This window comes from Paracoccus fistulariae (assembly GCF_028553785.1).
Taxonomy (GTDB): Bacteria; Pseudomonadota; Alphaproteobacteria; order Rhodobacterales; family Rhodobacteraceae; genus Paracoccus; species Paracoccus fistulariae.
This window is the reverse complement of record NZ_CP067136.1, coordinates 330,786-353,718: the sequence shown is the minus strand read 5'-3', so window position 1 is coordinate 353,718 and position 22,933 is coordinate 330,786. Positions and strand designations below refer to the sequence as shown.

Genomic DNA, 22,933 nt, shown 5'->3' with positions numbered 1-22,933 from the left:
CCCCCGTTTTGCCTTATTCGGCGGCAGTGGCCAATTCGCCCGCCAGCGCGCGCTCGATCAGCGCGCGGGTCTCATCGATGCCATAAAGCGCGATGAAGCCGCCGAAACGCGGCCCCTGATCTGCGCCCAGCAGCACCTGATAGAGCGCGCTGAACCAGTTGCGCAGCGGCTCGAACCCGTGCTCCTTGCCGATGGCAAAGACCATGGATTGCAGCGCCTCGGGATCGGCGGGCTGGTCCCATGCGGCCAGACGCCCGGCCAGATCCTCCATCGCGCGACGCTCGATCTCGGTGGGGGCGCGGAACTGCCGCGTGGGGGCCACGAAATCGTTGTAATAGCGCACCGCAAAGCCTGCCGCCTGATCCAGCGTCGGGTGGGTTTCCGGGCTGGCTTCGGGCGCATAGCGCTGGATAAAGCCCCACAGCCCGTCCTTGTCCTTGGCCCCCGCGACCGAGGCCAGGTTCAGCAGCATCTGGAACGGCACCACCATATCCGAGGCCGGAACCTTGCCGCCGTGAATATGCCAGACCGGATTGGCGGCCTGCTGATCCGGCGTCTGATCCGGGAAGGCGCGCAATTGCTGGTGATATTCATCGACCGCCTTGGGGATCACGTCGAAATGCATCCGCTTGGCCGTCTTCGGCTTCTGATACATGAAATAGGACAGGCTTTCGGTGGCCGCATAGGTCAGCCATTCGTCGATCGACAGCCCGTTACCCTTGGATTTGCTGATCTTCTGCCCGTGCTGATCCAGAAACAGCTCATAGGTGAAATGCTCGGGCTTGCGCCCGCCCAGAATCTCGCAAATGCGGTCATAGATCGGGGTATTGGTGCTGTGATCCTTGCCATACATCTCGAAATCGACATCCAGCGCGGCCCAGCGTGCACCGAAATCGGGCTTCCATTGCAGCTTCACATTGCCGCCGGTGACCGGCAGGGTCAGCTCCTGCCCATCCTCATCGTCAAAGGTCACGGTGCCGTTCTGCGCATCGACATGCTTGATCGGCACATACAGCACCTTGCCGGTCTTGGGGCTGATCGGCAGGAAGCAGCTATAGGTCTGCTGACGCTCTCCGCGCAGGCTGGCCAGCATGACATCCATCACCGCGTCATAACGCTCGGCCGCCAGCAGCAGCGTGTCATCGAAACGGCCCGATTTGTAGAATTCGGTCGCGCTGATGAAATCATATTCAAAGCCGAACGTATCCAGAAAGCGGCGCAGCATGGCGTTGTTATGTTCGCCAAAGCTGGCATATTCGCCAAAGGGATCGGGAACCGATGTCAGCGGCTCTTGCAGATGCTGTTTCAGCATCTCGGGCTGCGGCACATTGTCGGGCACCTTGCGCATGCCGTCCATATCGTCGGAAAAGCAGATCAGCCGCGTCGGAATATCGCTGATCAACTCGAAGGCGCGGCGGATCATCGTGGTCCGCGCGACCTCGCCAAAGGTGCCGATATGGGGCAGGCCCGAGGGGCCGTAACCCGTCTCGAACAGCACGAATCCCTTCTCGGGATCCTTCTTCTCATAGCGTTTCAGAACCCGGCGTGCCTCTTCGAACGGCCAGGCCTTCGATTGCAATGCGGCATCGCGCAAGGTTGTCATCGCTATTTCTCCTGTTTCAAGGTGAACTCGCCTTATTGAACGCCACATGGATCGTCAATAATTTACGCCAAACACGAACGGAGAATGACATGACCGCCGACCTTCCCTCTTTCACGCCCTGCGACGCCCTTGTGGCGGTGATGGTCGCCGTGTCAGCCTCGGATTCGACGATGCGCACGTCAGAGCTGCTGGCGATACAGCGCAATGTCGATCATGCCCCGGTCTTTGCCCAATATGACGACGACCGCATCCGCACGATCAGCCAGACGGTGATGACCCTCTTTGAAGAGGAAGAGGGGCTGGACGCGCTGTTCGGCCTGATCCTCGATGCGCTGCCGGAAAAGCTGTACGAAACCGCCTATGCGCTGGCCTGCGACGTCGGCGCGGCGGATGGGCGGCTCTATGAGGGCGAGATCGCGATGCTGGCCGAGATCCGGCATGAGCTGAAGATCTCGCGCCTGCATGCGGCCGCGATCGAACTGTCAGCACAGGTGCGCCACCGCGTCTTGTGACCGGACCCTGTCAGGCCGCAGCCCAGCTTTGCAGGATGCGGCGTTGCAGCCGTTTGGCATCCCGTGTCCATGTCGCGACCCCTGCAGGAAGCTCCTGCCCCGAGGTCGCCACATGTCGCGGCCTGTCCATGCACATCAGCGCGAAGGCGCGATAGCTGCCATCGGCATCCTGCAGATATCCCGCCAGATTCGAGACGAAATTCAGCGTTCCCGTCTTGGCAAGAACCTGCGCCGCGCGGTCCGCATCGGCGCCCAGATCGTCGTCCAGCGGGTTTTTCTTCAGCAGCGCGGGCAGCCCGGTGGCCAGCCCCGGCCCGGCCAGCAGTTTCGCCATGCCCTGCGCGGTGACGCGGCTGGTATCGCTGAGGCCGGAATGATCGCCCAGCGTGAAGTTCAGCCCCTGCCCTTGTGCGACCAGCCAGGCCTGCATCGCCTGCGCCGATTGCCGCGGCGTGGCGGCGCGGCTGGCATGCAGGCCGACGACCTCGGCCGTCAGATTGGTCGAATAGCGCAGCATGTCGCGCAGAATGTCGGTCAGCGGCTGGCTTTCAAGCCAGGCGACCTCGTCGCCCGACGGCAAGGCGGAAATGACCTCGGGATTGGGCAGGACCAGCCCCTTGGCACGGCACAGGGTCTGGAACACATCGCCCGCGTAAAGCTCTGGCTTGCGGACCGGCAACCAGCGGCTGCCCGCCCGCCCCATGGCCGAGCGCGCCACCGTCCAGCTTTCGCGGCGCCCCTCGCTGCGATAGGAAAACAGGTCACGCTGATCGCCCGGCGCGGCGGTGATCGTATAGGCGCGGGGCGAGTTACGCGCCGCCCGCGCCTCCAGCGACATCTGCAACCCGCCATTGGTCCGCCGCCAGCCCAGATGCACCCGGTTGAAATTCAGGATCATCCCCGACACCGCCGGGTTATAGGCCAGATAATCGGCCTGATCGGGGGTGATTTCCTCGACCTGCGGCAGCGCGCCACCCCAGACGCAGAAGCGCGCGGGCGTTGTCTGCCCGGCCTCGACGATCCTTCCGGCCAGCGTCGCCAGATCATCGGTGGTCAGCACCGGATCGCCGCCGCCCGCCAGGATCAGCGCATCGCCCGCGCGGATCACCCGCGTGCGGAAGCGATGCTGCGGACCAAGTTGCGACAGGGCATAAAGCGCCGTGATCGCCTTGAGGATGCTGGCGGGCGGCATCGGCGCGCCCTCTGCCTGCCCCTCGATCAGGCGCATCGTGGCGGGATCGGTCAGCGCGAAACCGACCTGCCCCGGCAAGCCCGAGGCCTTTGCCAGACTTGCCGCATCTATCGTCGGGCGTAGCGGGGGGCGGCTCTCAAGGTTCTGCCCGAATGCGCTGCGGGCCAAAAGCCCCGACGCGGCCATGCCGGCCAGCAGATGACGACGGTGAAGATAGGTCATTCTTTGGTCTCTTTCGCCTGTCGCAAGGCGGTCGAAGATAGTTTGGACATCGGCAAATTGATCAAAACCCATGCCGGAGGTTTCCGCAATGGCAACAAGGCTGCCTGTGCGACCGGCAGACGCCAGCGCTGCAGCCTGTTCGCGGCCACCGAGTTTCGCGCCGCAAGCCTGCTGCCGGGCCGCGCCATCACGCCGATAGGGAGGCTTTCGGCAATCTCGCGCCAGCGGTCCCATCTGTCGAACTGGATCAGATTGTCGGACCCCATCAGCCAGACGAAATGCACGCCGGGATAAAGCCGCTGCACCGCCGCGATGGTATCCGCCGTCATGCGGGTCTGCAGGCGGCTTTCGATATCGGTCACGACGATCCGCGGATCGTTCAGCATCGCCCGGGCGCCCGCGATGCGCTGCGCCAGCGGGGCCGGACCGCGCGCCTTCAGCGGGTTGCCGGGCGTGACCAGCCACCAGACGCGATCCAGACGAAAGGCCCGCATCGCGGCTTCGGTGATATTGACATGCCCTTCATGGGCAGGATCGAACGATCCGCCCAGCAGCCCGATTTTCATGCCCGGGCGCGCCAAGGGTAAGCCTTCTGTCATAGGCTCGCTTTAAGTCATCGATCCGTCCAAGCCAACCGGGGTTTTCCGGTCGAAATGTCACAGGATCGGGGGCAGGATTGCGTCGCCTTCGCCGGTCTCACCCTCGAAAATCACCGCCCTGCCGCGCCCGGTATTTTTTGCACGATACAAGGCCGTATCGGCATCCTTCACGATCTGCTCGGCCGAGCGTCCGGCGGCAAAGACCGACCGCGTCATGCCGATACTGGCCGAGACGCGCGAGAAGCATCCGATCGTCTTGGGGATCGTCTCGATCGCGGCGATGATCCGGCGGCCAAACTGCAGCAGATCCTCATGCGAAAAAAGCCCCGGCAGGACCAGCACGAATTCGTCGCCGCCCACACGCGCGACGAAATCGTCATGCCGGGTCAACTCGGTCAGGATCTCGGCCACGCGACACAGGACCTGATCGCCGGCATCATGGCCCAGACAGTCATTGACCTGCTTGAAGCCGTCCAGATCCAGATGCATCAGGGTAAAGGCCCGCTCCCAGCCCTCCTCTTGCCCGTCCCTGCCCCGGAAGACCGCATCCAGCACCAGATCCAGACTGCGCCGGTTGGCAAGGCCGGTCAGCGCGTCCGTATGGGCCTGCATCTCGGCGGCGGCACGGGCCTTTTCCAGCAGCGTATGCGAATCGGTCAGCTGCCCCATGACCACGCGGTTCGCCTCGTGCAGGAACAGCAGTTCCATCGCCAGTTCCGGCGGGGCGAAATCGCTATCCGTCAGATCACAGCAACTGACCGCCCTGGTCAATTCGATCCCCAGACCCAGATTGACCAGAATATCGCCCGAGGCGGTGAAAACCGCATGTCCCCGCAGCACCAGATGCGGCGGTTCCAGCAATTTGAGAAATATCCGCTCTGCCGTCGCCCCGGCCTCTTGCAGAAGATCAAGAACCGAGCCAACCGCGTTCTGTCGCGAATCCTGAAACGCATCGGCGATCTTGTCCGCAGGCCCGATGAACTTGCGCAGCGTCGGACCGCAGGCTTTGATCTGACCGGCCGGATCGATCAGCAGATGCATCGGCAACAAGCGCGCCATGCCGTGGTGATCCAGCAAAAGAACCTCGTCACGCATCAGGCACCACGCTGCATGTAGTCCGCGGCCATGGCGCTCAGGCTGAAATCGCGCCCCTCGGCGAATTTCCCGTCCGAGATCTGGACGGTGATGTTGTTCTGTTCCAGCGAAATCAGCCCAAGTGCGCCGTAATCATCTGCCATGACCCGCAATATTCCGGCCAGCAGCGCCGACCAGCGCAATGCGTTCGGCGGCAGGATCACCTGCATTTCCTCGGGGTTCAGGCTGCAGACCTGCAGGGGCGGCATGGCGAAATCCGCGCTGATCATATGGGCGCGGCCCGGCAGCTCTTCCAGCCTGGCGACGAAATCGGCGAAATCACGGCCCGAGAAGCGCAGCAAACGTCGGATCGGTTCCTGCCGCGCCAGCCAGGCGCCGAAATCCTCGAACATTTCCTCGGATGATTTGCCGGTCTGGGCCGCAGCCCAATCCAGCAATCCGTGCTTGCCCGCCGCCTTGCCATCGGGTGGGCAAAGATGCGTCAGCGGCTCGCGTTCACGCCAAAGCCCGGCATAGTTGGACTTCAGAAAGTCCTTGATGGCGTTATCGACAATCAGTTGCATGGCTTACCTCAGTTGCGACGCAGACTAGCCATGAAAGGTGAAGAAATCAGAAATGTCAGTCCGGCTCCCAGCCAAAGCTGCCCGGTCCGGCCAGCGCCGTTCGGGCGGACATGAAATCGGCGGCCTTCACCTGCAACGATTCGGCCGCGTCAATGACGCGCGCGTCATCCTCCAGCAGATAATCCAGCACATGCACGGCCAGTTCGGGTTGCCCGGCCAGTTGCCGCAGATCTTCGGGGCGCAGCCCGGTGCTTCCCATGAACCCCGCCGCAAGCTCGGGGGTCTGCAGCAGATATAACAGCGCCGAACTTGCCAGATCGCCCGCAGCCTGTCGGGAATATGTCATCCTGCCTTACCTCTCATCCGGATCATACGATTCAGGGAAACCGTTTGTTAAGAAATTCATGTCAAATTTTACGGGGAATTAGCAAGGTAAGGAACGTCGGCACAATGACCGCGCGCATCCTGGTAGCAGATGGATCGGCTACGACACGAATCATGATGAAGGTCCGCCTTGCGGCGGCCTGCTATGAGGTGATGACGGCATCAAGCTCGAAACAACTGCTTCGCTCACTGGCCGACGATACGCCGGATCTGGTGATCCTTGGTTCGGCGCTGACCGATTGCGATCAGGTCTCGGTCTGCAAACTGATCACGCAGCAGCAGCCGGGCATTACCATTCTGGCGCTGACCACTGCCTCCGGGCGGATCCAGATCCTGCGGGCCGGGGCGACGGGTGCCCTTGATCCGGGGGTGAATGAGCAGATGCTGCTGGCGCGTATCCGCGGCCTGCTGCGCGAGGATGATCAGGGCTCGGGTCTGCTCTTTTCGATGGCCGAGGCTCCTGCCCCGTTCGAGGACAGCTGGGCAGGCAATGTCGCGCTGGTTGCCGATTCGCCGGCCCGGGCCCTGCGCTGGCGCTATCTGCTGCAATCGCAGCTGAACTGCCGACTTTCCATCAACAGCCCGGAAGAGGCCCTGGCCGCCGCAGCCGCCGGGCACAGCGCCGATCTGTATCTGATCGCGGCCCATATCGGCGGGAATGGCGACGGTCTGCGGCTGATGTCGGAACTGCGTTCGCGTCAGGGGTCGCGGAATGCGGCCTTCATCGTGGCCGACAACAAGGAACGCGGCGATTTCTCGACCATCGCGCTGGATCTTGGGGCGGGCGATGTGCTGCCGCTGGAACTGACCGATGGCGGCGATATCGAGATTGCCAAGCTGACCCTGCAAAAGCAATTGCAGCGCAAGCGCCGCGCCGACAGCCGCCGCGATGCCGAGCGGCGCAACCGGGAATGGGCGATCACCGATCCGCTGACCGGCCTCTATAATCGCCGCTATGCCGAGCCGCGCCTGTCCAAGATCGCCGATGCCGCGATGCGCGACCGTCAGGCATTCGCGGCCATGATTCTGGATCTGGATTACTTCAAATCCATCAATGACAATTACGGCCACGCCGCAGGCGATGCCGTCCTGTGCGAAGTCGCCCGCCGCCTGCAGGCGGTGGTGGCCGATCGCGGTATCCTGGCACGGCTGGGCGGCGAGGAATTCCTGGTCGTCCTGCCCCAGACCGATGAGCGTCTGGCCTATCGCATCGCCGAAGATATCCGCCGCGCGATCGGCATGCATGGCACGCCCCTGCCCCGGCTTTCGGGCGGTGGTGAGATCAGGGTCACCGCCTCGGTCGGGATCGCGATCGGCGATCGATACGGTGCCAATGACACAGCGACCGATCTGGCAAAGCTGGTGCTGGAACGCGCGGATCAGGCGCTGATCGCGGCCAAGGCTCAGGGGCGTAACCGCGTGATGATGGGCGCGGACGATGCCTGGCTGCGCGCCTGAGCCATGCCGGGCCCGCAGCCGCGGGCATTTCCCCGACTTTGCTGTGACAAGAACTGGCGAAGCGGTCATCTATCCCCTAGATTAAGCGGTGACGCCATGGCGTCAGCCATGTTTGACCGAGGGTTCCCATGTCACAGCCGATACATCTTCAGGATCAGAACGACCGTCCGACCGGACAGGCGATGTGGCGCGGCACGCGCGGCCTCTGCCCCTCTTGCGGTCAGGGCAAGATGTTTCGCGGCTATTTGAAAGTGTCGGATCATTGCCCGAACTGCGACGAGGAACTGCACCATCAGCGGGCCGATGACGGGCCGGCCTATCTGACCATCCTGATCGTGTCGCATCTGGCGGCGCCGATCCTCTTGGCCTATTTCATCGCCTTCCGGCCCTCGGCCATGACCATGATCGCGATTTTCGGACTGGGCACGGTGATCTCGTCGCTGCTGCTGCTGCCACGGATCAAGGGCGCCTTCGTCGGCTTTCAATGGGCGCGCCGGATGCATGGCTTTGAAGGCGCCGGGGCGGAAACGCATTGAGCGCGGCAGAGAACGACCCGCCGATCCGGGAAGCCGCGACGATCATCCTGTTGCGACGCACCGCACAGGGCAGCAGCGTGCTGATGGGGATGCGCGGCGCCAAGGCCGCCTTCATGCCGTCGAAATATGTCTTTCCCGGTGGCGCCGTCGATCCCGAGGACGCGACCGCGCCGCTGGCCGGTCAATTGCCCGCGCCGCATCGCGACCGCCTGCTGGCCGAGCCGCGCCCGGGCGTTGCGCCGAACCCCCATGCCATCGCCGCCGCCGCCCTGCGCGAACTGGCCGAGGAAACGGGCCAGCTCATCGGCGCCGATCACGGCCCCAAAAGTGACTGGCCGGGCTATGCCGAAACCGGTCTCAGCCCCGATCCGACGGCCCTGATCTATCTGGCCCGCGCGATCACGCCGCCTGCCCGGCCGCGCCGCTTTGATGCCTATTTCTTTGTGATCGACGCCAATGCGCTGACGGGCGATCCCGATGATTTCAGCCGCGCCTGCGATGAGCTGTCGCATCTGCATTGGGTGCCCCTGTCCGAGGTGCGCGCCCTGAACCTGCCCTTCATCACCGAAGTGGTGCTGGCCGAACTGTCGGAGCTGGTCGGCAGCGTGCCCTATGACGCGCCGCTGCCGATCCCCGATACGGTGCCGTTTTTCGACAATCGCGGCCCGTCGCCGCGATTCTCTCAGATCACGTGATCAGGCGCCGGTGAATGTCGCCGGGCGCTTTTCCAGAAAGGCGCTGACGCCCTCCATGAAGTCGCGCGTACTGCCGGCCTGACCCTGCAGGCGCGCCTCCAGCGCCAGTTGGCTGTCCAGATCGTTCTGCGTCGACTGGGTGACCGCCTCGCGAATGGCGCGATAGGCCAGCGTCGGACCATTGGCCAGATGGCGCGCGCGGGCGGCCACGCCTTCGGCAAAAGCCTCATCGGGCAAAGCCTCCCAGATCAGGCCCCATTCCACGGCCTGACGCGCCGAGACCGGCTCGGCGAACAGCATCATGCCCATGGCGCGGGCATTGCCCACGGCGCGCGGAATGACAAAGGTGCCGCCGGCATCCGGGATCAGGCCGATCCGGGTGAAGGCCTGAATGAAGCTGGCGCTTTCGGTGGCGATCACCACATCCGCCGCCAGCGCCAGATTGGCACCCGCCCCGGCAGCCACGCCATTCACCGCAGCGATGATCGGCACCGGGCAATCGGTCATGGCGCGCAGCATGGGCTCGTATTCATCGCGCAAGGTCGCCTCGACACTGGTCGCAACCGACCGATCCGTCAGATCCTGCCCCGAACAAAACCCCCGGCCCGCGCCGGTCATGACCACGCAGCGCACCTCGGGCGGCAGGGTGGTCAGCGCCTCGGTGATCTCGCGGCGCATCTGGCTGCTCAGCGCGTTCATCAGCTGCGGGCGGTTCAAGGTCAGCGTCGCGACGCCGTCCTCTATCGCGAAGAGAATGGTTTCAAAGCTCATGGTGCCCCCCTTTTCTGGCGCCATGATGCCCGAAAACCCACGCGGGGGAAAAGTGCGACCCCGCGTCAGTCGCGCATGATTTCATCCAGCCGCGCCTGTTCCGACGCGCTGAGCGCATCTGCCGGGCTGTCCGAAGATCGTCGTCGGCTGCGCAGGAAACCCCAGGCCACGGCCAGCCCGACCAGCAGCATCAGCGGTCCGGCCAGCCACAGCAGCAGATTGGCCCCTTGCGGGCGCGGCTCGAACAGGACGAATTCGCCGAAACGGTCCACGACCGCATCGACCACCTGCACATCGCTGTCGCCCGCGACCAGCCGCTCTCGTACATAAAGGCGCAGATCGCGGCTGATTGGCGCGTTGGATTCGTCGATATTCTCGCCCTGACAGACCGGGCAACGCAATTTCTGCGAAATCTCGCGCGCCCGTGTCTCCAATGCAGGATCGTCCAGCACCTCGTCGGGCTGCACGGCGAATGCGGTCAGGGGCAGCATCAGGGCAAGCGTCAGGATCAGAAGAAGACGTTTCATTCCGCAGGCACCGCCTTTGTCTTCACCTCGCTGCGCCTTGCGCCGGCGGCCACGCGATAGCGGCGATCCGACAGGCTGACCAGCCCGCCAAGCGCCATCAGGATGGCACCCGCCCAGATCCAGTTCGCAAAGGGCTTGATATAGGTCCGCACCGCCCAGCCGCCGTTTTCCTGCGCATCGCCGATCACCACGTAGATGTCGCGGAACACGCCGTTATCGATGGCCGCTTCCGTCGTCGGCATGGCCTGAACCGGATAGACCCGCTTTTCCGGGTGCAGCGAGGCGACCGGATCGCCGTCGCGGCCGACATCAATCGTCGCCAGGGTCGAGATATAGTTCGGCCCCTCGACCTCTTCGACCTGCCGCAGCGTGAAGTCGTATCCGCCAAGTTCGAAGGGCTGGCCGATCTGGGCCACGCGGATATCCTCTTGCTGCCAGGCAGTCAGCAGGCCGATCCCGATGAAAGTGACGCCAAGCCCGGAATGCGCGATGGCCTTTCCCCAGTCGGCCCGTGGCAGGCGCAGCAGCCGCGACAGCCCGGATTTCCCTGTCCGGTGCAGCAATTCGGCGACAGCGCCCCCGATCAGCCAGGCGCCCAGACCCGCGCCCACCACGGCAATCGAGGACCGGCCGGTCGATACCGCAAAGACCAGCAGCATCACTGCCAGCGCGAAGATCGCCGCCCCGCGCAGCGGGCGTATCGCCCGCGCGATCACCGCGCGCTTCCAGGGCATGATCGCCCCGATCGGCAGGGCCAGCGCCAACGCGATCATGAAGGGCGTGAAGGCCTTGTTGAAAAATGGCTCGCCCACCGACAGCTTGCGATCCCACAGGAATTCGGCCACCAGCGGCCAGATCGTGCCGACAAAGACGACAAAGGCCGACACCGCCAGAAGCAGGTTGTTCAGCACCAGCGCCCCTTCGCGCGAGACGGGCGAAAACACCCCCTTTGCCGTCATGCTGGAGGCCCGCAGCGAATAGAGCACCAGCGCGCCGCCGGTGAAGAAGGCCAGAATCCCCAGGATGAACACGCCGCGCGCCGGATCATTGGCGAAGCTGTGGACCGAGGTGATGACCCCCGAACGCACGATAAAGGTGCCGATCATCGAAAAGCCAAAGGCCATGATCGCCAGCAGGATGGTCCAGCTTTTCAGCGCCTCGCGCTTTTCGACGACGATGGCCGAATGCAGCAGCGCCGCCGACAGAAGCCAGGGCATGAAGCTGGCATTCTCGACCGGATCCCAGAACCAGAAGCCGCCCCAGCCAAGTTCGTAATAGGCCCACCAGGATCCAAGCGCGATGCCGACCGTCAGAAACAGCCACGCCGCCAGCGTCCAGGGCCGCACCCACCGGGCCCAGGCGGCATCCACGCGCCCCTCGATCAGGGCGGCGACGGCAAAGCTGAAGGCCATCGAAAGCCCGACATAGCCCAGATAAAGGAAGGGCGGATGGAAGGCCAAACCCGGATCCTGCAGCAGCGGGTTCAGATCGCGCCCGTCAAATGGCGGCGTGACCAGACGCAGAAACGGGTTCGAGGTGAAGATGATAAAGGCAAAGAACGCCGCCCCGATCGAGGCCTGCACCGCCAGTACCCGCGCCCGCAGGGTCGGCGGCAGGTTGTCCCCGAATACCGCCGCCGCTGCCCCGAACAGGGCCAGGATCAGCACCCATAGCAGCATCGAGCCTTCGTGATTGCCCCAGACGCCGGTGATCTTGTACAGCATCGGCTTGGCCGTATGCGAATTCTCATAGACCAGCTTCAGCGAAAAATCCGAGGTGACGAAGGATATCGTCAGCGCGATGAAGGATATCGCGACCAGCAGGAATTGCACCATGGCGGCCGGGCGGGCGCTGTCCATCCAGCCCTGCCATCCCCGGGCGGCGCCGATCATGGGCACCGTCATCTGAAAGACTGACACGGCAAAGGCCAGAATCAGGGCGAAATGGCCGAATTCAGCGATCATGAGCACTCCTTTTCATGGCGGACAGAATAGGCGCATGAAAAAAGGGGGGAAAGTCCCCCCTTGCCCTGCTGACGGTTGTTTTACCGCAACCGGTTGCGACCAAAGCGCACAGGATCAATCGGGCAGCGATGCCATCCAGTCGCGCAGCGCGGCATTATCGGCGAAATCGTCCTGCGGACGTGTCGCAGCGGTCGCGGGCGATGACGGCTGCGGATCGCGGCTTTCTGATGCCGCTGCGCCGCTGCGGCCCGGCCATGCGCGGTTGCGGAAATAATGCGCCTCGCGCGCGCCGAAATAGAAGCCGACAATCGCGCCCAGCAACCACCAAAGCGGCTCTGGCACCTGTTGCAGACCCTGCATGCGCAGCCCGAATCCCATCGGCTCGACCATGGCATAGACGAACAGCGCCATCGTGCCCAGGGCCAGCAGGGGCCGTGGCATCCGGTTCAGACCGTTCACGAAGCCATCGAACCAGCCATGCGGCGCCTGCTGGAATTCTTGCCCCAGCTGGGTGATGGCGCGGGCATAGGCTTCCTCGTCCAGTTCCATCCGGCGGGTGGCGTTCTGGGTAAAGACCTCGGCCACCCCGCCGACGGCGCTGCCAAGCGCGGTGGCGGTCGGGCCCATGCCAATAAAGCGGTCGATCATGCCCATGTTGCGGTCCTTTCGCGATGTTCGGCCTCGGTCAGGTGATAGCGGTCGGCGATGAATTCCTCGGCGCGGGTGATCCAGCCGCCCTTCCCGCCCGCGCGGTTTCGCGCATATTTGCGGCTGGCCGGACGCTGATCGGCCAGCGCGTAGTAATAATTGCGCCGCGCAATGCCATAGGCATCAGCCAGATGGTCTGGTGCCGCGCCCGCAGCCTGCCGGGCCGCCGCGATGGTTTTGGGCCCGACGACGCCATCCGCGCGGGCGGCAAAACCCATACGCGAGATCAGCTTTTGCAGGATCTTCACGGCATTCGCGCCCGCATTCACATACATGTCAAAGACGCTGGCCTGCAGCGTTTCGGGCAATTCGGCCAGACCCGGCCTGCGGAAGTAATGCTCGACAAAAATATCCTGCGCCTGACTTCGCGACAGCGCCCGCACATCGCGGTTATCGATGCGGCCATCGCGGTTCAGATCCATCCCAAGCGACCGCATTGTCCCGATGGTGACGCCGTATTTCGTGGCTCCGCCCGGATCGTCCGGATCGTTGACGAAGCCGCCCTCTCGCGCGACGATTTGCTGCGCGATCTGTTCGACAGTTTGCATGACACCCCCAAAAGCCAGCGGCCCATGCGGCCGCGACGAAAAAGGGTGACGGGGGGGCGTTAACGCCCTGTTAACCACGCGGGCGTTGCCGCGATCAGCCGTTCGGATCCTGATAGACGCCGCTTTCCTTCAGCGTATCGACGACCTCGCGCGGCATGTAGGTTTCGTCATGCTTGGCCAGCAGATCCTGCGCCTCGAACCGGCCGTTGCGGTAATAGCCCTTGGCGATGGTGCCCTGCCCTTCGGTGAACAGATCCGGGCGCGGATCGCGGCCCAGATAGCTGACCGGGATCTCGACCGCGCCATCGGTGATCACGAAATCGAACGCCACGCCGTCGCGATTGACGATAGAGCCCTCCTTCACCAGCCCGCCAAGCTGGAAATATTCGTCCCCGTCCGGCGCCTTTTCCGTCACCTGCGTGGGCGAGCGGTAGAGGTTGATCCCGTCGCGAAAGCCGAAACCGATCAGCGCGACCGACAGCGCCAGCGCGATGGCGGCGACCATCAGCACCTGTATCCGGCGGCGTTTCTTGAGTGATTTCAGCCCGGCCATGACCTCTCCTCAGGCAGCTTCGAAACGGATCGGGCGGCGCAGGAATTGCGTCGCCTTGCCCGACACACGTACCGGATCGCCGCTGGTCAGGTTCCGCGTCATATTGCCGCTGCCGATGAATTCGGGGCGACGTTGCAGATAATCGGCAAGGCTTTCGGCGACCAGCCCGGCCTGGCTGAACACCTTGACCTGCGGGCCAAGCGCGCGCTGAAACACCTCTTCGACCAGCGGGTAATGGGTACAGCCCAGGATCGCAGCCTCGGGATAGGGCATGCGGCGCAGCAGGGCCTCGACATGGCTGGTGACCAGCGCCTCGGCCAGGATCTCATCGCCCTGTTCGATCGCATCGACGACCCCGCCGCAGGGCTGCGCCTCGACATCCACGCCGACCGCGCGAAAGGCCAGTTCACGCTGAAAGGCACGGCTGGCCACCGTGGCGGGGGTCGCAAACAGCGCGACATGTTTCACCGCGACCTCTCGCGGCGGGGTATTGTCGCCCCACCGGCGTTCGGTCAGCGCCTCGATCATCGGCACGAACACGCCCAAGACGCGCTTGTCCGAGGGCAGCCATTTCTCTTGCATCCGTTTCAGCGCGGCGGCCGAGGCGGTGTTGCAGGCCAGGATCACCAGATCGCAGCCTTCCTGCCACAGACGTTCGACCCCGGCACAGGTGAGATCGAAGATGTCATCCGCCGTGCGCACCCCGTAAGGCGCGTTGGCATTGTCGCCCAGATAGACCAGCGGCAGGTCGGGCAGCCGCGCGGCGATGGCCTGATGCACCGTCAGACCACCCAGACCGGAATCGAAAACGCCCACTGCCATTCTGCATCTCCTGCTGATCGCGAGACATCTTTTAGGATGTCGCGCGAGGATTGGAAATGACCCGTTTCACTCGGCCGCTTCACGTCTTGGCGCGCGGCCCGCGCGGAACTGTTCCAGCAATTCGGCGCGGCGGATCGCGGCCTGATCCATCGCCTCTTCCTTGACCGGGCCATAGCCGCGCACGCCCAGCGGCAGTTCCGCAAGCTCGATGGCGATGGGCATGGTGGCGTCGGAAACCTTGGCCAGAACCTCTGCCATGTCCGTCTCATAGCTGCGGATCATGGCGCGTTCGCGCCTGCGCTCGGCGGAATAGCCAAAGGGATCCAACGGCGTGCCCCGCAAGCCCTTCATCGCCGCCAGAGCCCGAAAGGCGGTCAGCATCCACGGCCCGAAATCACGCTTTTTCGGGCGGCCATTGGGATCCTTGCCGCCCAGCATCGGCGGGGCCAGGTGAAAGGTCAGTCGCGTCTCGCCTTCCCACCTGTCGGCGATCTGCTGCGCGGTGGTCAGATGCAGCCGCGCGACCTCATATTCATCCTTATAGGCCAGCAACTTGTAATAGCCGCGCGCAATGCTGTCGCGCAGCGGTGCGGGCGCCTGATCGACCAGCTTGCGGAACCTGCGGGACAGGCGCTTGCCCTGATAATCGACCAGCCGCGCGGCGCGATATTCGACCGGATCGGGCGGCAATTGCGTCACCTCGGCCGGTTTGCGGGTCTGGTCGGGAAAGGCCATCGCCCAGCGACCGACGCGGAAGGCATGCTGGTTTTCCGCAACCTTGGCGCCGTTCAGGCGGATCGCCTCCATGATCGCCTCTTCACTCAGCGGCAACAGCCCCTGCTGCCAGCAGGCGCCCAGAACCAGCATGTTGGAATAGATGGAATCGCCCAGAAAACGCAGGGCCAGCTCATTGGCATCGAAGAAGGCCAGATTATCGCCCAGACGCGCCTGAAGCGACAGTTTCAGCCGGTCGGCGGGCACCTGAAAGTCGCGGAACCGGGTGAAATCGCCGGTGATGATCTCGTGATCATTGACCACCGCCCCGGTCCGGTCCTTGGTCATCAGCCCGATGGTCCGCGCCCCCGCCGTCACCACCAGATCGCCGCCGATGATGCAATCGGCCTCGCCCACGGCGACGCGGATGGCGCTGATATCTTCGGGCCGGTCGGCCAGACGCAGGTGGATATGCACCGCGCCGCCCTTCTGGGCCAGCCCCGCCATCTCCATCATGCCCGCGCCCTTGCCGTCGATATGCGCCGCCTGCGCCAGCACCGCACCGATGGTCACGACGCCCGTACCCCCGACGCCGGTGATCACGACATTATGCGTGCCACTGATCGCGGGCAGGCTGGGCGCGGGCAGGTCCGGCAGATCCAGCGCCTGAGCCTGTGGCTTGCGCAGCGTGCCCCCCTTGACCGAGACGAAGCTGGGACAGAAGCCTTTGACGCAGCTGTAATCCTTGTTGCAACTGGACTGGTCGATCTGGCGCTTGCGGCCCAGTTCGGTGTCCAGCGGCACGATCGAGACGCAGTTCGACTGGACCGAGCAATCGCCGCAGCCTTCGCAGACCTCGGGATTGATCCAGACGCGGCGGTCGGGATCGGGGAACTGCCCCTTCTTGCGCCGCCGCCGTTTTTCCGCCGCGCAGGTCTGGATATAGAGGATCGCGCTGACACCGCTTTGTTTTTCAAGATCCTTCTGCACATTCTGCATCTGCGCGCGCTCTTCGAAGCGCAGATCCGAGGGGAACAGCTTGCGGTCGACATCCTCTTTCTCGTCATAGACGACGACCACCGGATCGACGCCCATCGCGACCAGTTCCCGTGCGATCTGCGGCGCGGTCAATTCGCCCTCATTGGGCTGCCCGCCGGTCATCGCCACCGCGTCATTATAGAGGATCTTATAGGTGATATTCGTCCCCGCCGCCAAAGCCGCGCGAATGGCAAGCGAGCCGGAATGATTATAGGTTCCGTCGCCAAGGTTCTGAAAAACATGGGAACGCTTGCTGAATGGCGCTTCGCCGACCCAGTTCACGCCCTCGGCGCCCATATGGGTGAAGCCATCCGTATCGCGGCCCATCCATTGCACCATATAGTGACAGCCAATGCCCGCATAGGCGCGGCTGCCCTGCGGAATTTTGGTCGAGCTGTTATGCGGGCAACCTGAACAAAACCAAGGGGTTCTGGTCGCAATCTCGGGTGCGTTATCATTGCGACGCACCTCGTTCAGGCGCTCCAACCCGGCGCGGATGCGATCTGTGCCGCGGCCTTCCTCGATCAGGATATTGCCGATCTTCTGCGCGATCATCACCGGATCCAGCGCATAGCGGGTGGGGAACAGTTCCTCGCCCGTGCGGTCGTGCTTCCAGCCCAGAACGCGACGGCCATGGCGATTGTCGAAAATCGCCTCTTTCAACTGCACCTCGATCAGCTTTCGCTTTTCCTCGACGCAGATGATAATTTCAAGGTTTTCAGACCATTCCTGCATGGACTTCATGTCCAGAGGCCAGGTCTGACCGACCTTGTAGGTACTCAGGCCCAGACGCTCGGCCTCGGCCTCGTCAATGCCCAGCAGCGACAGCGCATGGACCAGATCCAGCCAGTTCTTGCCCGCGGCGACAAAGCCGATCCGCGCCCCGCTCTGGCCCCAGACCTTGCGGTCGATCCGGTTCGCGCGGCTGAAAGCCTGCGCCGCCCAGCGTTTATAGTCGATCATCCGCGCTTCCTGCGCGACCGGCGTATCGCCCAGCCGGATGTTCAACCCGTCCTCGGGCATGTCGAATTCGGGTGTCACAAAGCTTAGTCGGCCGGGATCGCCATTCACCACGGCCGTGGCTTCTACCGTGTCCTTCATCGTTTTCAATCCGGTCCATAGACCAGAAAACCGTGACAGGGCAAAGCCATAGAGGCCATAATCCAGAATTTCCTGCACGCCGGCAGGCGACAGGACAGGGATATAGGCGTCAATCATCGCCCAATCGGACTGATGCAGCACGGTCGAGCTTTCGCCCGTATGATCATCGCCCATCGCCATGACCACGCCGCCATGGGGCGAGGTGCCCGCCATATTGGCGTGACGCATCACATCGCCGCTGCGATCCACGCCCGGCCCCTTGCCATACCACAGCGAAAAGACACCGTCATATTTCCCCTCTCCGTGCAGTTCGGCCTGCTGACTGCCCCAGATGGCGGTGGCGGCCAGATCCTCGTTCAGGCCCGGCTGAAACAGCACATTGGCCGCCGACAGCCGCTTCTGCTCTCGCATCATCTGCAGATCGACCGCCCCAAGCGGAGAGCCGCGATAGCCCGTCACATAGCCCGCCGTGTTCAGCCCGGCCTGCCTGTCGCGCGCCGCCTGCATCAGCATCAGCCGCACCAATGCCTGCGTGCCGTTCAGCAAAACCTGCGATTTCGTCAAATCAAAACGGTCGGCTAGCGAAAATTCCTGCTTGCTCATCCTCGAATCCCCTTGCCTGATGGCCCCGCCTGATTATAGGTCAGAATTGCTGACTAATGAACCAAAAAAGCCGCTGATAAGCCGCCTTGCCCGAACGCAGCATTCGGGATAGATATGCAAAAAATGCATGGCTTTCGTGTTAGGATTGTAACAGCATGGATTGGGATAAGCTTCGAATATTTCATGCCGTCGCGGATGCGGGTAGCCTGACCCATGCCGGCGACACGTTGCACCTGTCGCAATCAGCGGTCAGCAGGCAGATTCGCGCGCTGGAAGAATCGCTGGGCACGACGCTGTTTCACCGCCACGCCCGTGGTCTGATCCTGACCGAGCAGGGCGAATTCCTGTTCGACGCGACATCGTCCATGGCGCGTCGGCTGGACAATGCTGCGGCGCGAATCCGCGACAGCGAAGAACATGTGCTTGGCGAATTGAAGGTCACCACCGCGGTCGGATTCGGCACGCTGTGGCTGGCCCCGCGACTGGGCAAGCTTTACGCGAAATATCCCGATCTCAAGATCGATCTGCTGCTGGAAGAGCGGGTTCTGGACCTGCCCATGCGCGAGGCCGATGTGGCGATCCGCATGAAAGAGCCGACGCAATCGGACCTGATCCGGCGCAGATTGCTGAATATTCGCATGCGCATGTACGCGACCCGCGAATATCTGGAGCAGGCGGGCACCCCCGAATCGATCAGCGATCTGGCGCCACATCGCCTGATCTGCCAGAAGCCCGATCAACCGCAGGTGGCAGCGGGCGCGCGGCTGGTGCAAGAGGTGCTGGCGCAGAATGTCGCCTCGACTCTCACAGTGAACAATTATTTCGGGGTTCTTCAGGGGGTTCTGGCAGATGTCGGGATCGGCGTCCTGCCCGATTACCTGACAGCGGATCACGACCGCCTTGTCCGCGTTCTGCCCGATGTCGATTCGGATGAGGTGCCGGTCTTCCTCGCCTATCCCGAAGAGCTGCGCCAGACGCGCCGAGTTGCCGCATTCCGCGACTTTGTGCTGGAAGAAATCCAGGGCTATCGCCGGATGCAAAGCGAAAACTTGACATCCTGAAGAAAGCTTCGGCAGGTTTTCGCCTATTGCATATACATATTCCTCCGTGAACCCCTTGATTTGCAACCTATCCGTGTAGCCATTCCGCCACTGCATAGCAGATTTGCCGTTAGCGCATTGCGTTAACACTTGATCACTTCGCGCTCTGCACATAAATCCGGCTGTGAAGGTGATGAAACGCTCAGGCGCTCATTTCCTTCTACCTCCCTGTTGGACTTAGGCCGGGCTCCGTGCCCGGCTTTTTTTTATCCGCAGCCCGGATCGGTGACGTTGTAACCCTTTCCCTGCAGGGCATCTCGCCATAAAAGGCGGCAAACATGCCAGCTGGAAGGGTCTCTCATATGCAGGAACCGTCGATCACCCCCGACCTGATCGCCGCTCATGGGCTGAAGCCCGACGAGTATGATCAGATCCTGCAGATCATAGGCCGCGAGCCCAGCTTTACAGAATTGGGCATTTTCAGCGCCATGTGGAACGAGCATTGTTCCTATAAATCCTCGAAGACATGGCTGCGCACCCTGCCGACGACCGGCCCGCAGGTGATCTGCGGACCCGGCGAAAATGCGGGCGTCGTCGATATCGGCGACGGTCAGGCCGTGGTCTTCAAGATGGAGAGCCACAACCACCCCTCGTACATCGAGCCGCATCAAGGTGCAGCGACCGGCGTGGGGGGTATCCTGCGCGACGTCTTTACCATGGGCGCCCGCCCGATCGCGGCGATGGATTCGCTGTCCTTCGGCCGCCCCGAACACCCCAAGACCGCGCATCTGGTCAAGGGTGTGGTCGAAGGGATCGGCGCCTATGGCAATGCCTTCGGCGTGCCCAATGTCGGCGGCGAGGTGCGCTTTCACCGCAGCTATGACGGCAACTGCCTTGTGAATGCCTTTGCCGCAGGTCTGGCCGATGCCGACAAGATCTTTTATTCCGCCGCATCGGGCGTCGGCATGCCGGTGGTCTATCTGGGGGCCAAGACCGGCCGCGACGGCGTTGGCGGCGCGACCATGGCCAGTGCCGAATTCGACGACAGCATCGAGGAAAAGCGCCCCACCGTTCAGGTCGGCGATCCCTTTACCGAAAAATGCCTGCTGGAAGCCTGTCTTGAGCTGATGGCCTCGGGCAGCGTGATCTCGATCCAGGATATGGGCGCGGCCGGGCTGACCTGTTCTGCGGTCGAGATGGGCGACAAGGGCGGATTGGGGATCAAGCTGGTGCTGGATCACGTGCCGCAGCGCGAAACCAATATGACCGCCTATGAGATGATGCTGTCGGAGAGCCAAGAACGCATGCTGATGGTGCTGAAGCCTGAAAAAGAGGCCGAGGCCCGCGCGATCTTCGAAAAATGGGATCTGGATTTCGCCATTGTCGGCGAAACCATCGCCGAGGATCGCTTTCTGATCCTGCATGGCAATGAGGTGATGGCCGATCTGCCGCTGTCGAAACTGTCCTCCAGCGCGCCGGAATATAACCGCCCCTGGGTCGAAACGCCCGCCGCCGAACAGGCCGCCCCCCTGCCCGCGATCACGCCGATTGCCGCGCTGAAGGCGCTGATCGGCAGCCCGAACCATGCCCATAAATCCTGGGTCTGGGAACAATATGACACCCAGGTCGGTGCCGACACGATCCGCCGCCCCGGACTAGGCGCAGGCGTCGTGCGCGTGCATGGCACGAACAAGGCGCTGGCCTTTACCAGCGACGTGACCCCCCGCTATGTCCGCGCCAACCCGTTCGAGGGCGGCAAACAGGCCGTGGCCGAGGCCTATCGCAACCTCTGCGCCGTGGGCGCGCTGCCGCTGGCGACCACCGACAACCTGAATTTCGGCAATCCCGAAAAGCCCGAGATCATGGGCCAGTTCGTCGGCGCGGTGAAGGGCATCGGAGAGGCCTGCCTTGCGCTGGATTTCCCCATCGTCTCGGGCAATGTCTCGCTTTACAATGAAACCGATGGCAAGGGCATCCTGCCGACGCCGACCATCGGCGCGGTCGGTCTGATCGAAAATCTGGACGATCTGATCGCGGGACTGCCCGCTGAGGACGATCTGGCGCTGGTGATTGGCCGCACGGGCGGCCATCTGGGCCAATCCGCGCTGGCCCATGAGGCGTTTGGCCGCGAAGATGGCGATGCCCCCCATGTCGATCTGACGGCCGAGCGCATGCACGGCGAATTCCTGCGCACCAATCGCGGGCTGATCGCCGCTGCCACCGACCTGTCGGATGGTGGTCTGGCGCTGGCAGCCTTTGAAATGGCCGAGGCCGCGGGCATCGGCGTGACCCTGACGGATGGCGATATCGGCCAGCTTTTTGGCGAGGATCAGGCCCGCTATCTGGTCGCCGCCACGCCCGAAAATGCCGCGCTGCTGATCGCCGCCGGGCAGGCGCTTGGCGTGCCCGTGGCGCAGGTTGGCAGCTTTGGCGGCAGCAAGGTGACGCTGGGCGATGACAGCGCGGCGCTGGACACGCTGTCGCGCCTTTATCGCAGCGCCTTTGCCGCCGCCATCAAGGGCGACATGCCCGATCACATATGACGATCCGCGCGCCAGCGGGCTTTGCCGCCATCATCACGGCGGCGGGTCGCGGCCTGCGCGCGGGTGGCGGCAGGCCGAAGCAATGGCAGGATCTGTCAGGTCGCAGCGTGCTGGCGCGCGCGGTTGACGCCTTTGGTGGCTTTGAGCGTGTCGTGCTGGTCGTCCATGCGCAGGACATGGCGCAGGCGCTGGCCGAATTCGCAGGCCGTGTCACCATCGTCACCGGGGCCGAGACGCGATCGGCCAGCGTCATGGCAGGGCTGCAGGCGCTGGAAGGTCAGGCAAGCCATGTGCTGATCCATGACGGCGCGCGCCCTTTGGTCACGGATGCGGTGGTCGGCGGCGTGATCGGGGCGCTGCAACAGGGCGCCATCGCCGCCGCGCCCGCCCTGCCCGTCTCGGACGCGCTGTGGCGGGGGCAGGATGGCCATGTTACCGCGACCGCGCCGCGCGAAGGGCTGTTTCGCGCCCAGACCCCGCAGGGCTTCAGCCTGCCGGATATTCTGGCCGCCCATCGCGCCCATCCCGACGGGGCCGCCGATGACGTGGAACTGGCCCTGCGCATGGGCCACCGCGTTGCCATCACGCAAGGCAGCGAGGACAATCTGAAAATCACCTGGCCCGAGGATTTTGCCCGGGCCGAAAACCTGCTGGGGACTGCGATGGATATTCGTCTGGGCAATGGGTTCGATGTGCATGCCTTCGGGCCGGGCGATCATGTCTGGCTGTGCGGCATTCAGATCCCTCATACGGCCGGGCTGGTCGGCCATTCCGATGCCGATGTCGGCATGCATGCGCTGACCGATGCGATCTATGGCGCGCTGGCCGAAGGCGATATCGGGCGGCACTTCCCGCCTTCGGACCCGCAATGGAAGGGCGCCGACAGTGCCGTCTTTCTGAAACATGCCGCCGATCTGGCCCGCGCGCGGGGCTTTGATTTCGGCAATGCCGATGTGACGCTGATCTGCGAGACGCCCAAGATCGGGCCGCATGCCGCCGCGATGCAGGCGCGTCTGGCCCAGATCATCGGGGTGGATCAGACGCGGATCAGCGTCAAGGCCACCACCTCGGAGAAGCTGGGCTTCACCGGACGCGGCGAAGGTATCGCCAGCATCGCCACCGTCGCGCTGATGAAGGGCTGA

21 protein-coding genes are annotated in these 22,933 nt (G+C 63.5%); 7 read left to right on the top strand and 14 right to left on the bottom strand.

Annotation, left to right across the window (positions count from 1 at the left end):
* Positions 1 to 13: 13 nt before the first annotated feature.
* Entirely contained in the window at positions 14 to 1,603 is a 1,590-nt protein-coding gene (locus JHX87_RS01835) for a lysine--tRNA ligase (protein WP_271884735.1), read from the bottom strand.
* A gap of 89 nt (positions 1,604 to 1,692) precedes the next feature.
* Here JHX87_RS01835 and JHX87_RS01830 point away from each other — a divergent pair, with 89 nt between their 5' ends.
* On the top strand, positions 1,693 to 2,115 hold the full coding sequence (locus JHX87_RS01830) for a tellurite resistance TerB family protein (RefSeq protein ID WP_271884733.1): 423 nt from the start codon (positions 1,693 to 1,695) through the stop codon (positions 2,113 to 2,115).
* 10 nt (positions 2,116 to 2,125) lie between these two features.
* On the opposite strand, the gene dacB is transcribed toward JHX87_RS01830, so the two are convergent.
* The 5 genes from dacB to JHX87_RS01805 are packed head-to-tail and all read right to left on the bottom strand — an operon-like array spanning position 2,126 to position 6,132.
* Entirely contained in the window at positions 2,126 to 3,529 is a 1,404-nt protein-coding gene (gene dacB, locus JHX87_RS01825; protein ID WP_271884731.1) for a D-alanyl-D-alanine carboxypeptidase/D-alanyl-D-alanine endopeptidase, read from the bottom strand.
* Entirely contained in the window at positions 3,526 to 4,128 is a 603-nt protein-coding gene (locus JHX87_RS01820) for a nicotinate-nucleotide adenylyltransferase (protein ID WP_271884729.1), read from the bottom strand. Before JHX87_RS01820 ends, dacB begins: the two co-directional genes overlap by 4 nt.
* Before the next feature lie 57 nt (positions 4,129 to 4,185).
* Positions 4,186 to 5,223 carry a GGDEF domain-containing protein gene (locus JHX87_RS01815; RefSeq protein ID WP_271884727.1) on the bottom strand — a complete coding sequence of 346 codons (1,038 nt, stop codon included), beginning with the start codon at positions 5,221 to 5,223 and terminating at the stop codon, positions 4,186 to 4,188.
* A complete protein-coding gene (locus JHX87_RS01810) occupies positions 5,223 to 5,786 on the bottom strand; it encodes a hypothetical protein (protein WP_271884726.1) in 564 nt (187 codons plus the stop codon). Before JHX87_RS01810 ends, JHX87_RS01815 begins: the two co-directional genes overlap by 1 nt.
* A 55-nt stretch (positions 5,787 to 5,841) precedes the next feature.
* The gene (locus JHX87_RS01805; protein WP_271884725.1) at positions 5,842 to 6,132 is read right to left on the bottom strand and encodes a DUF3572 family protein; all 291 of its coding nucleotides are present in this window, start codon (positions 6,130 to 6,132) and stop codon (positions 5,842 to 5,844) included.
* Between the two features lie 152 nt (positions 6,133 to 6,284).
* Between JHX87_RS01805 and JHX87_RS01800 the strand changes: the two genes are divergently transcribed.
* From JHX87_RS01800 to JHX87_RS01790, 3 genes are all read left to right on the top strand, one after another.
* Positions 6,285 to 7,628, top strand: coding sequence for a diguanylate cyclase domain-containing protein (locus tag JHX87_RS01800; protein ID WP_272833801.1), 1,344 nt, complete (start codon positions 6,285 to 6,287; stop codon positions 7,626 to 7,628).
* A gap of 128 nt (positions 7,629 to 7,756) precedes the next feature.
* On the top strand, positions 7,757 to 8,164 hold the full coding sequence (locus JHX87_RS01795; RefSeq protein ID WP_271884723.1) for a DUF983 domain-containing protein: 408 nt from the start codon (positions 7,757 to 7,759) through the stop codon (positions 8,162 to 8,164).
* Positions 8,161 to 8,859, top strand: coding sequence for an NUDIX hydrolase (locus JHX87_RS01790; protein WP_271884722.1), 699 nt, complete (start codon positions 8,161 to 8,163; stop codon positions 8,857 to 8,859). The genes JHX87_RS01795 and JHX87_RS01790 overlap by 4 nt, the downstream gene beginning before the upstream one ends.
* On the opposite strand, the gene JHX87_RS01785 is transcribed toward JHX87_RS01790, so the two are convergent.
* From JHX87_RS01785 to JHX87_RS01750, 8 genes are all read right to left on the bottom strand, one after another.
* A complete protein-coding gene (locus tag JHX87_RS01785; protein WP_271884721.1) occupies positions 8,860 to 9,630 on the bottom strand; it encodes an enoyl-CoA hydratase-related protein in 771 nt (256 codons plus the stop codon).
* Positions 9,631 to 9,695: 65 nt separating this feature from the next.
* Entirely contained in the window at positions 9,696 to 10,157 is a 462-nt protein-coding gene (locus JHX87_RS01780) for a cytochrome c-type biogenesis protein (RefSeq protein WP_271884720.1), read from the bottom strand.
* The gene (locus JHX87_RS01775; RefSeq protein WP_271884719.1) at positions 10,154 to 12,121 is read right to left on the bottom strand and encodes a heme lyase CcmF/NrfE family subunit; all 1,968 of its coding nucleotides are present in this window, start codon (positions 12,119 to 12,121) and stop codon (positions 10,154 to 10,156) included. The genes JHX87_RS01780 and JHX87_RS01775 overlap by 4 nt, the downstream gene beginning before the upstream one ends.
* A gap of 114 nt (positions 12,122 to 12,235) precedes the next feature.
* On the bottom strand, positions 12,236 to 12,775 hold the full coding sequence (locus JHX87_RS01770; protein ID WP_271884717.1) for a holin family protein: 540 nt from the start codon (positions 12,773 to 12,775) through the stop codon (positions 12,236 to 12,238).
* Positions 12,766 to 13,377 (bottom strand): holin-associated N-acetylmuramidase, encoded by a 612-nt coding sequence (locus tag JHX87_RS01765; protein WP_271884716.1) that lies wholly within the window; start codon positions 13,375 to 13,377, stop codon positions 12,766 to 12,768. The genes JHX87_RS01770 and JHX87_RS01765 overlap by 10 nt, the downstream gene beginning before the upstream one ends.
* A gap of 94 nt (positions 13,378 to 13,471) precedes the next feature.
* Complete coding sequence (gene ccmE / locus JHX87_RS01760) at positions 13,472 to 13,921, bottom strand: cytochrome c maturation protein CcmE (RefSeq protein WP_271884859.1); 450 nt, start codon at positions 13,919 to 13,921, stop codon at positions 13,472 to 13,474.
* 18 nt (positions 13,922 to 13,939) lie between these two features.
* Positions 13,940 to 14,752 (bottom strand): glutamate racemase, encoded by an 813-nt coding sequence (locus JHX87_RS01755; RefSeq protein WP_271884714.1) that lies wholly within the window; start codon positions 14,750 to 14,752, stop codon positions 13,940 to 13,942.
* A gap of 66 nt (positions 14,753 to 14,818) precedes the next feature.
* On the bottom strand, positions 14,819 to 18,208 hold the full coding sequence (locus JHX87_RS01750) for an indolepyruvate ferredoxin oxidoreductase family protein (RefSeq protein WP_271884713.1): 3,390 nt from the start codon (positions 18,206 to 18,208) through the stop codon (positions 14,819 to 14,821).
* A gap of 155 nt (positions 18,209 to 18,363) precedes the next feature.
* On the opposite strand from JHX87_RS01750, the gene JHX87_RS01745 reads away from it, so the two are divergent.
* The 3 genes from JHX87_RS01745 to JHX87_RS01735 all read left to right on the top strand — a co-directional run bounded on the left by JHX87_RS01745 (position 18,364) and on the right by JHX87_RS01735 (position 22,933).
* On the top strand, positions 18,364 to 19,269 hold the full coding sequence (locus JHX87_RS01745; RefSeq protein WP_271884711.1) for a LysR family transcriptional regulator: 906 nt from the start codon (positions 18,364 to 18,366) through the stop codon (positions 19,267 to 19,269).
* 341 nt (positions 19,270 to 19,610) lie between these two features.
* Positions 19,611 to 21,791 carry a phosphoribosylformylglycinamidine synthase subunit PurL gene (purL, locus tag JHX87_RS01740; protein ID WP_271884709.1) on the top strand — a complete coding sequence of 727 codons (2,181 nt, stop codon included), beginning with the start codon at positions 19,611 to 19,613 and terminating at the stop codon, positions 21,789 to 21,791.
* On the top strand, positions 21,788 to 22,933 hold the full coding sequence (locus JHX87_RS01735) for a bifunctional 2-C-methyl-D-erythritol 4-phosphate cytidylyltransferase/2-C-methyl-D-erythritol 2,4-cyclodiphosphate synthase (protein ID WP_271884707.1): 1,146 nt from the start codon (positions 21,788 to 21,790) through the stop codon (positions 22,931 to 22,933). Before purL ends, JHX87_RS01735 begins: the two co-directional genes overlap by 4 nt.

Coding starts and splice junctions, on each gene's coding strand:
- JHX87_RS01800 (WP_272833801.1), top strand. CDS start 6,285: ATGATGAAGGTCCGCCTTGCGGCGGCCTGCTATGAGGTGATGACGGCA.
- JHX87_RS01835 (WP_271884735.1), bottom strand. CDS start 1,603: ATGACAACCTTGCGCGATGCCGCATTGCAATCGAAGGCCTGGCCGTTC.
- JHX87_RS01745 (WP_271884711.1), top strand. CDS start 18,364: ATGGATTGGGATAAGCTTCGAATATTTCATGCCGTCGCGGATGCGGGT.
- JHX87_RS01775 (WP_271884719.1), bottom strand. CDS start 12,121: ATGATCGCTGAATTCGGCCATTTCGCCCTGATTCTGGCCTTTGCCGTG.
- JHX87_RS01820 (WP_271884729.1), bottom strand. CDS start 4,128: ATGACAGAAGGCTTACCCTTGGCGCGCCCGGGCATGAAAATCGGGCTG.
- JHX87_RS01765 (WP_271884716.1), bottom strand. CDS start 13,377: ATGCAAACTGTCGAACAGATCGCGCAGCAAATCGTCGCGCGAGAGGGC.
- JHX87_RS01785 (WP_271884721.1), bottom strand. CDS start 9,630: ATGAGCTTTGAAACCATTCTCTTCGCGATAGAGGACGGCGTCGCGACG.
- JHX87_RS01815 (WP_271884727.1), bottom strand. CDS start 5,223: ATGCGTGACGAGGTTCTTTTGCTGGATCACCACGGCATGGCGCGCTTG.
- JHX87_RS01735 (WP_271884707.1), top strand. CDS start 21,788: ATGACGATCCGCGCGCCAGCGGGCTTTGCCGCCATCATCACGGCGGCG.
- JHX87_RS01830 (WP_271884733.1), top strand. CDS start 1,693: ATGACCGCCGACCTTCCCTCTTTCACGCCCTGCGACGCCCTTGTGGCG.
- JHX87_RS01755 (WP_271884714.1), bottom strand. CDS start 14,752: ATGGCAGTGGGCGTTTTCGATTCCGGTCTGGGTGGTCTGACGGTGCAT.
- dacB (WP_271884731.1), bottom strand. CDS start 3,529: ATGACCTATCTTCACCGTCGTCATCTGCTGGCCGGCATGGCCGCGTCG.
- JHX87_RS01805 (WP_271884725.1), bottom strand. CDS start 6,132: ATGACATATTCCCGACAGGCTGCGGGCGATCTGGCAAGTTCGGCGCTG.
- JHX87_RS01750 (WP_271884713.1), bottom strand. CDS start 18,208: ATGAGCAAGCAGGAATTTTCGCTAGCCGACCGTTTTGATTTGACGAAA.
- JHX87_RS01780 (WP_271884720.1), bottom strand. CDS start 10,157: ATGAAACGTCTTCTTCTGATCCTGACGCTTGCCCTGATGCTGCCCCTG.
- JHX87_RS01770 (WP_271884717.1), bottom strand. CDS start 12,775: ATGGGCATGATCGACCGCTTTATTGGCATGGGCCCGACCGCCACCGCG.
- purL (WP_271884709.1), top strand. CDS start 19,611: ATGCAGGAACCGTCGATCACCCCCGACCTGATCGCCGCTCATGGGCTG.
- JHX87_RS01810 (WP_271884726.1), bottom strand. CDS start 5,786: ATGCAACTGATTGTCGATAACGCCATCAAGGACTTTCTGAAGTCCAAC.
- JHX87_RS01795 (WP_271884723.1), top strand. CDS start 7,757: ATGTCACAGCCGATACATCTTCAGGATCAGAACGACCGTCCGACCGGA.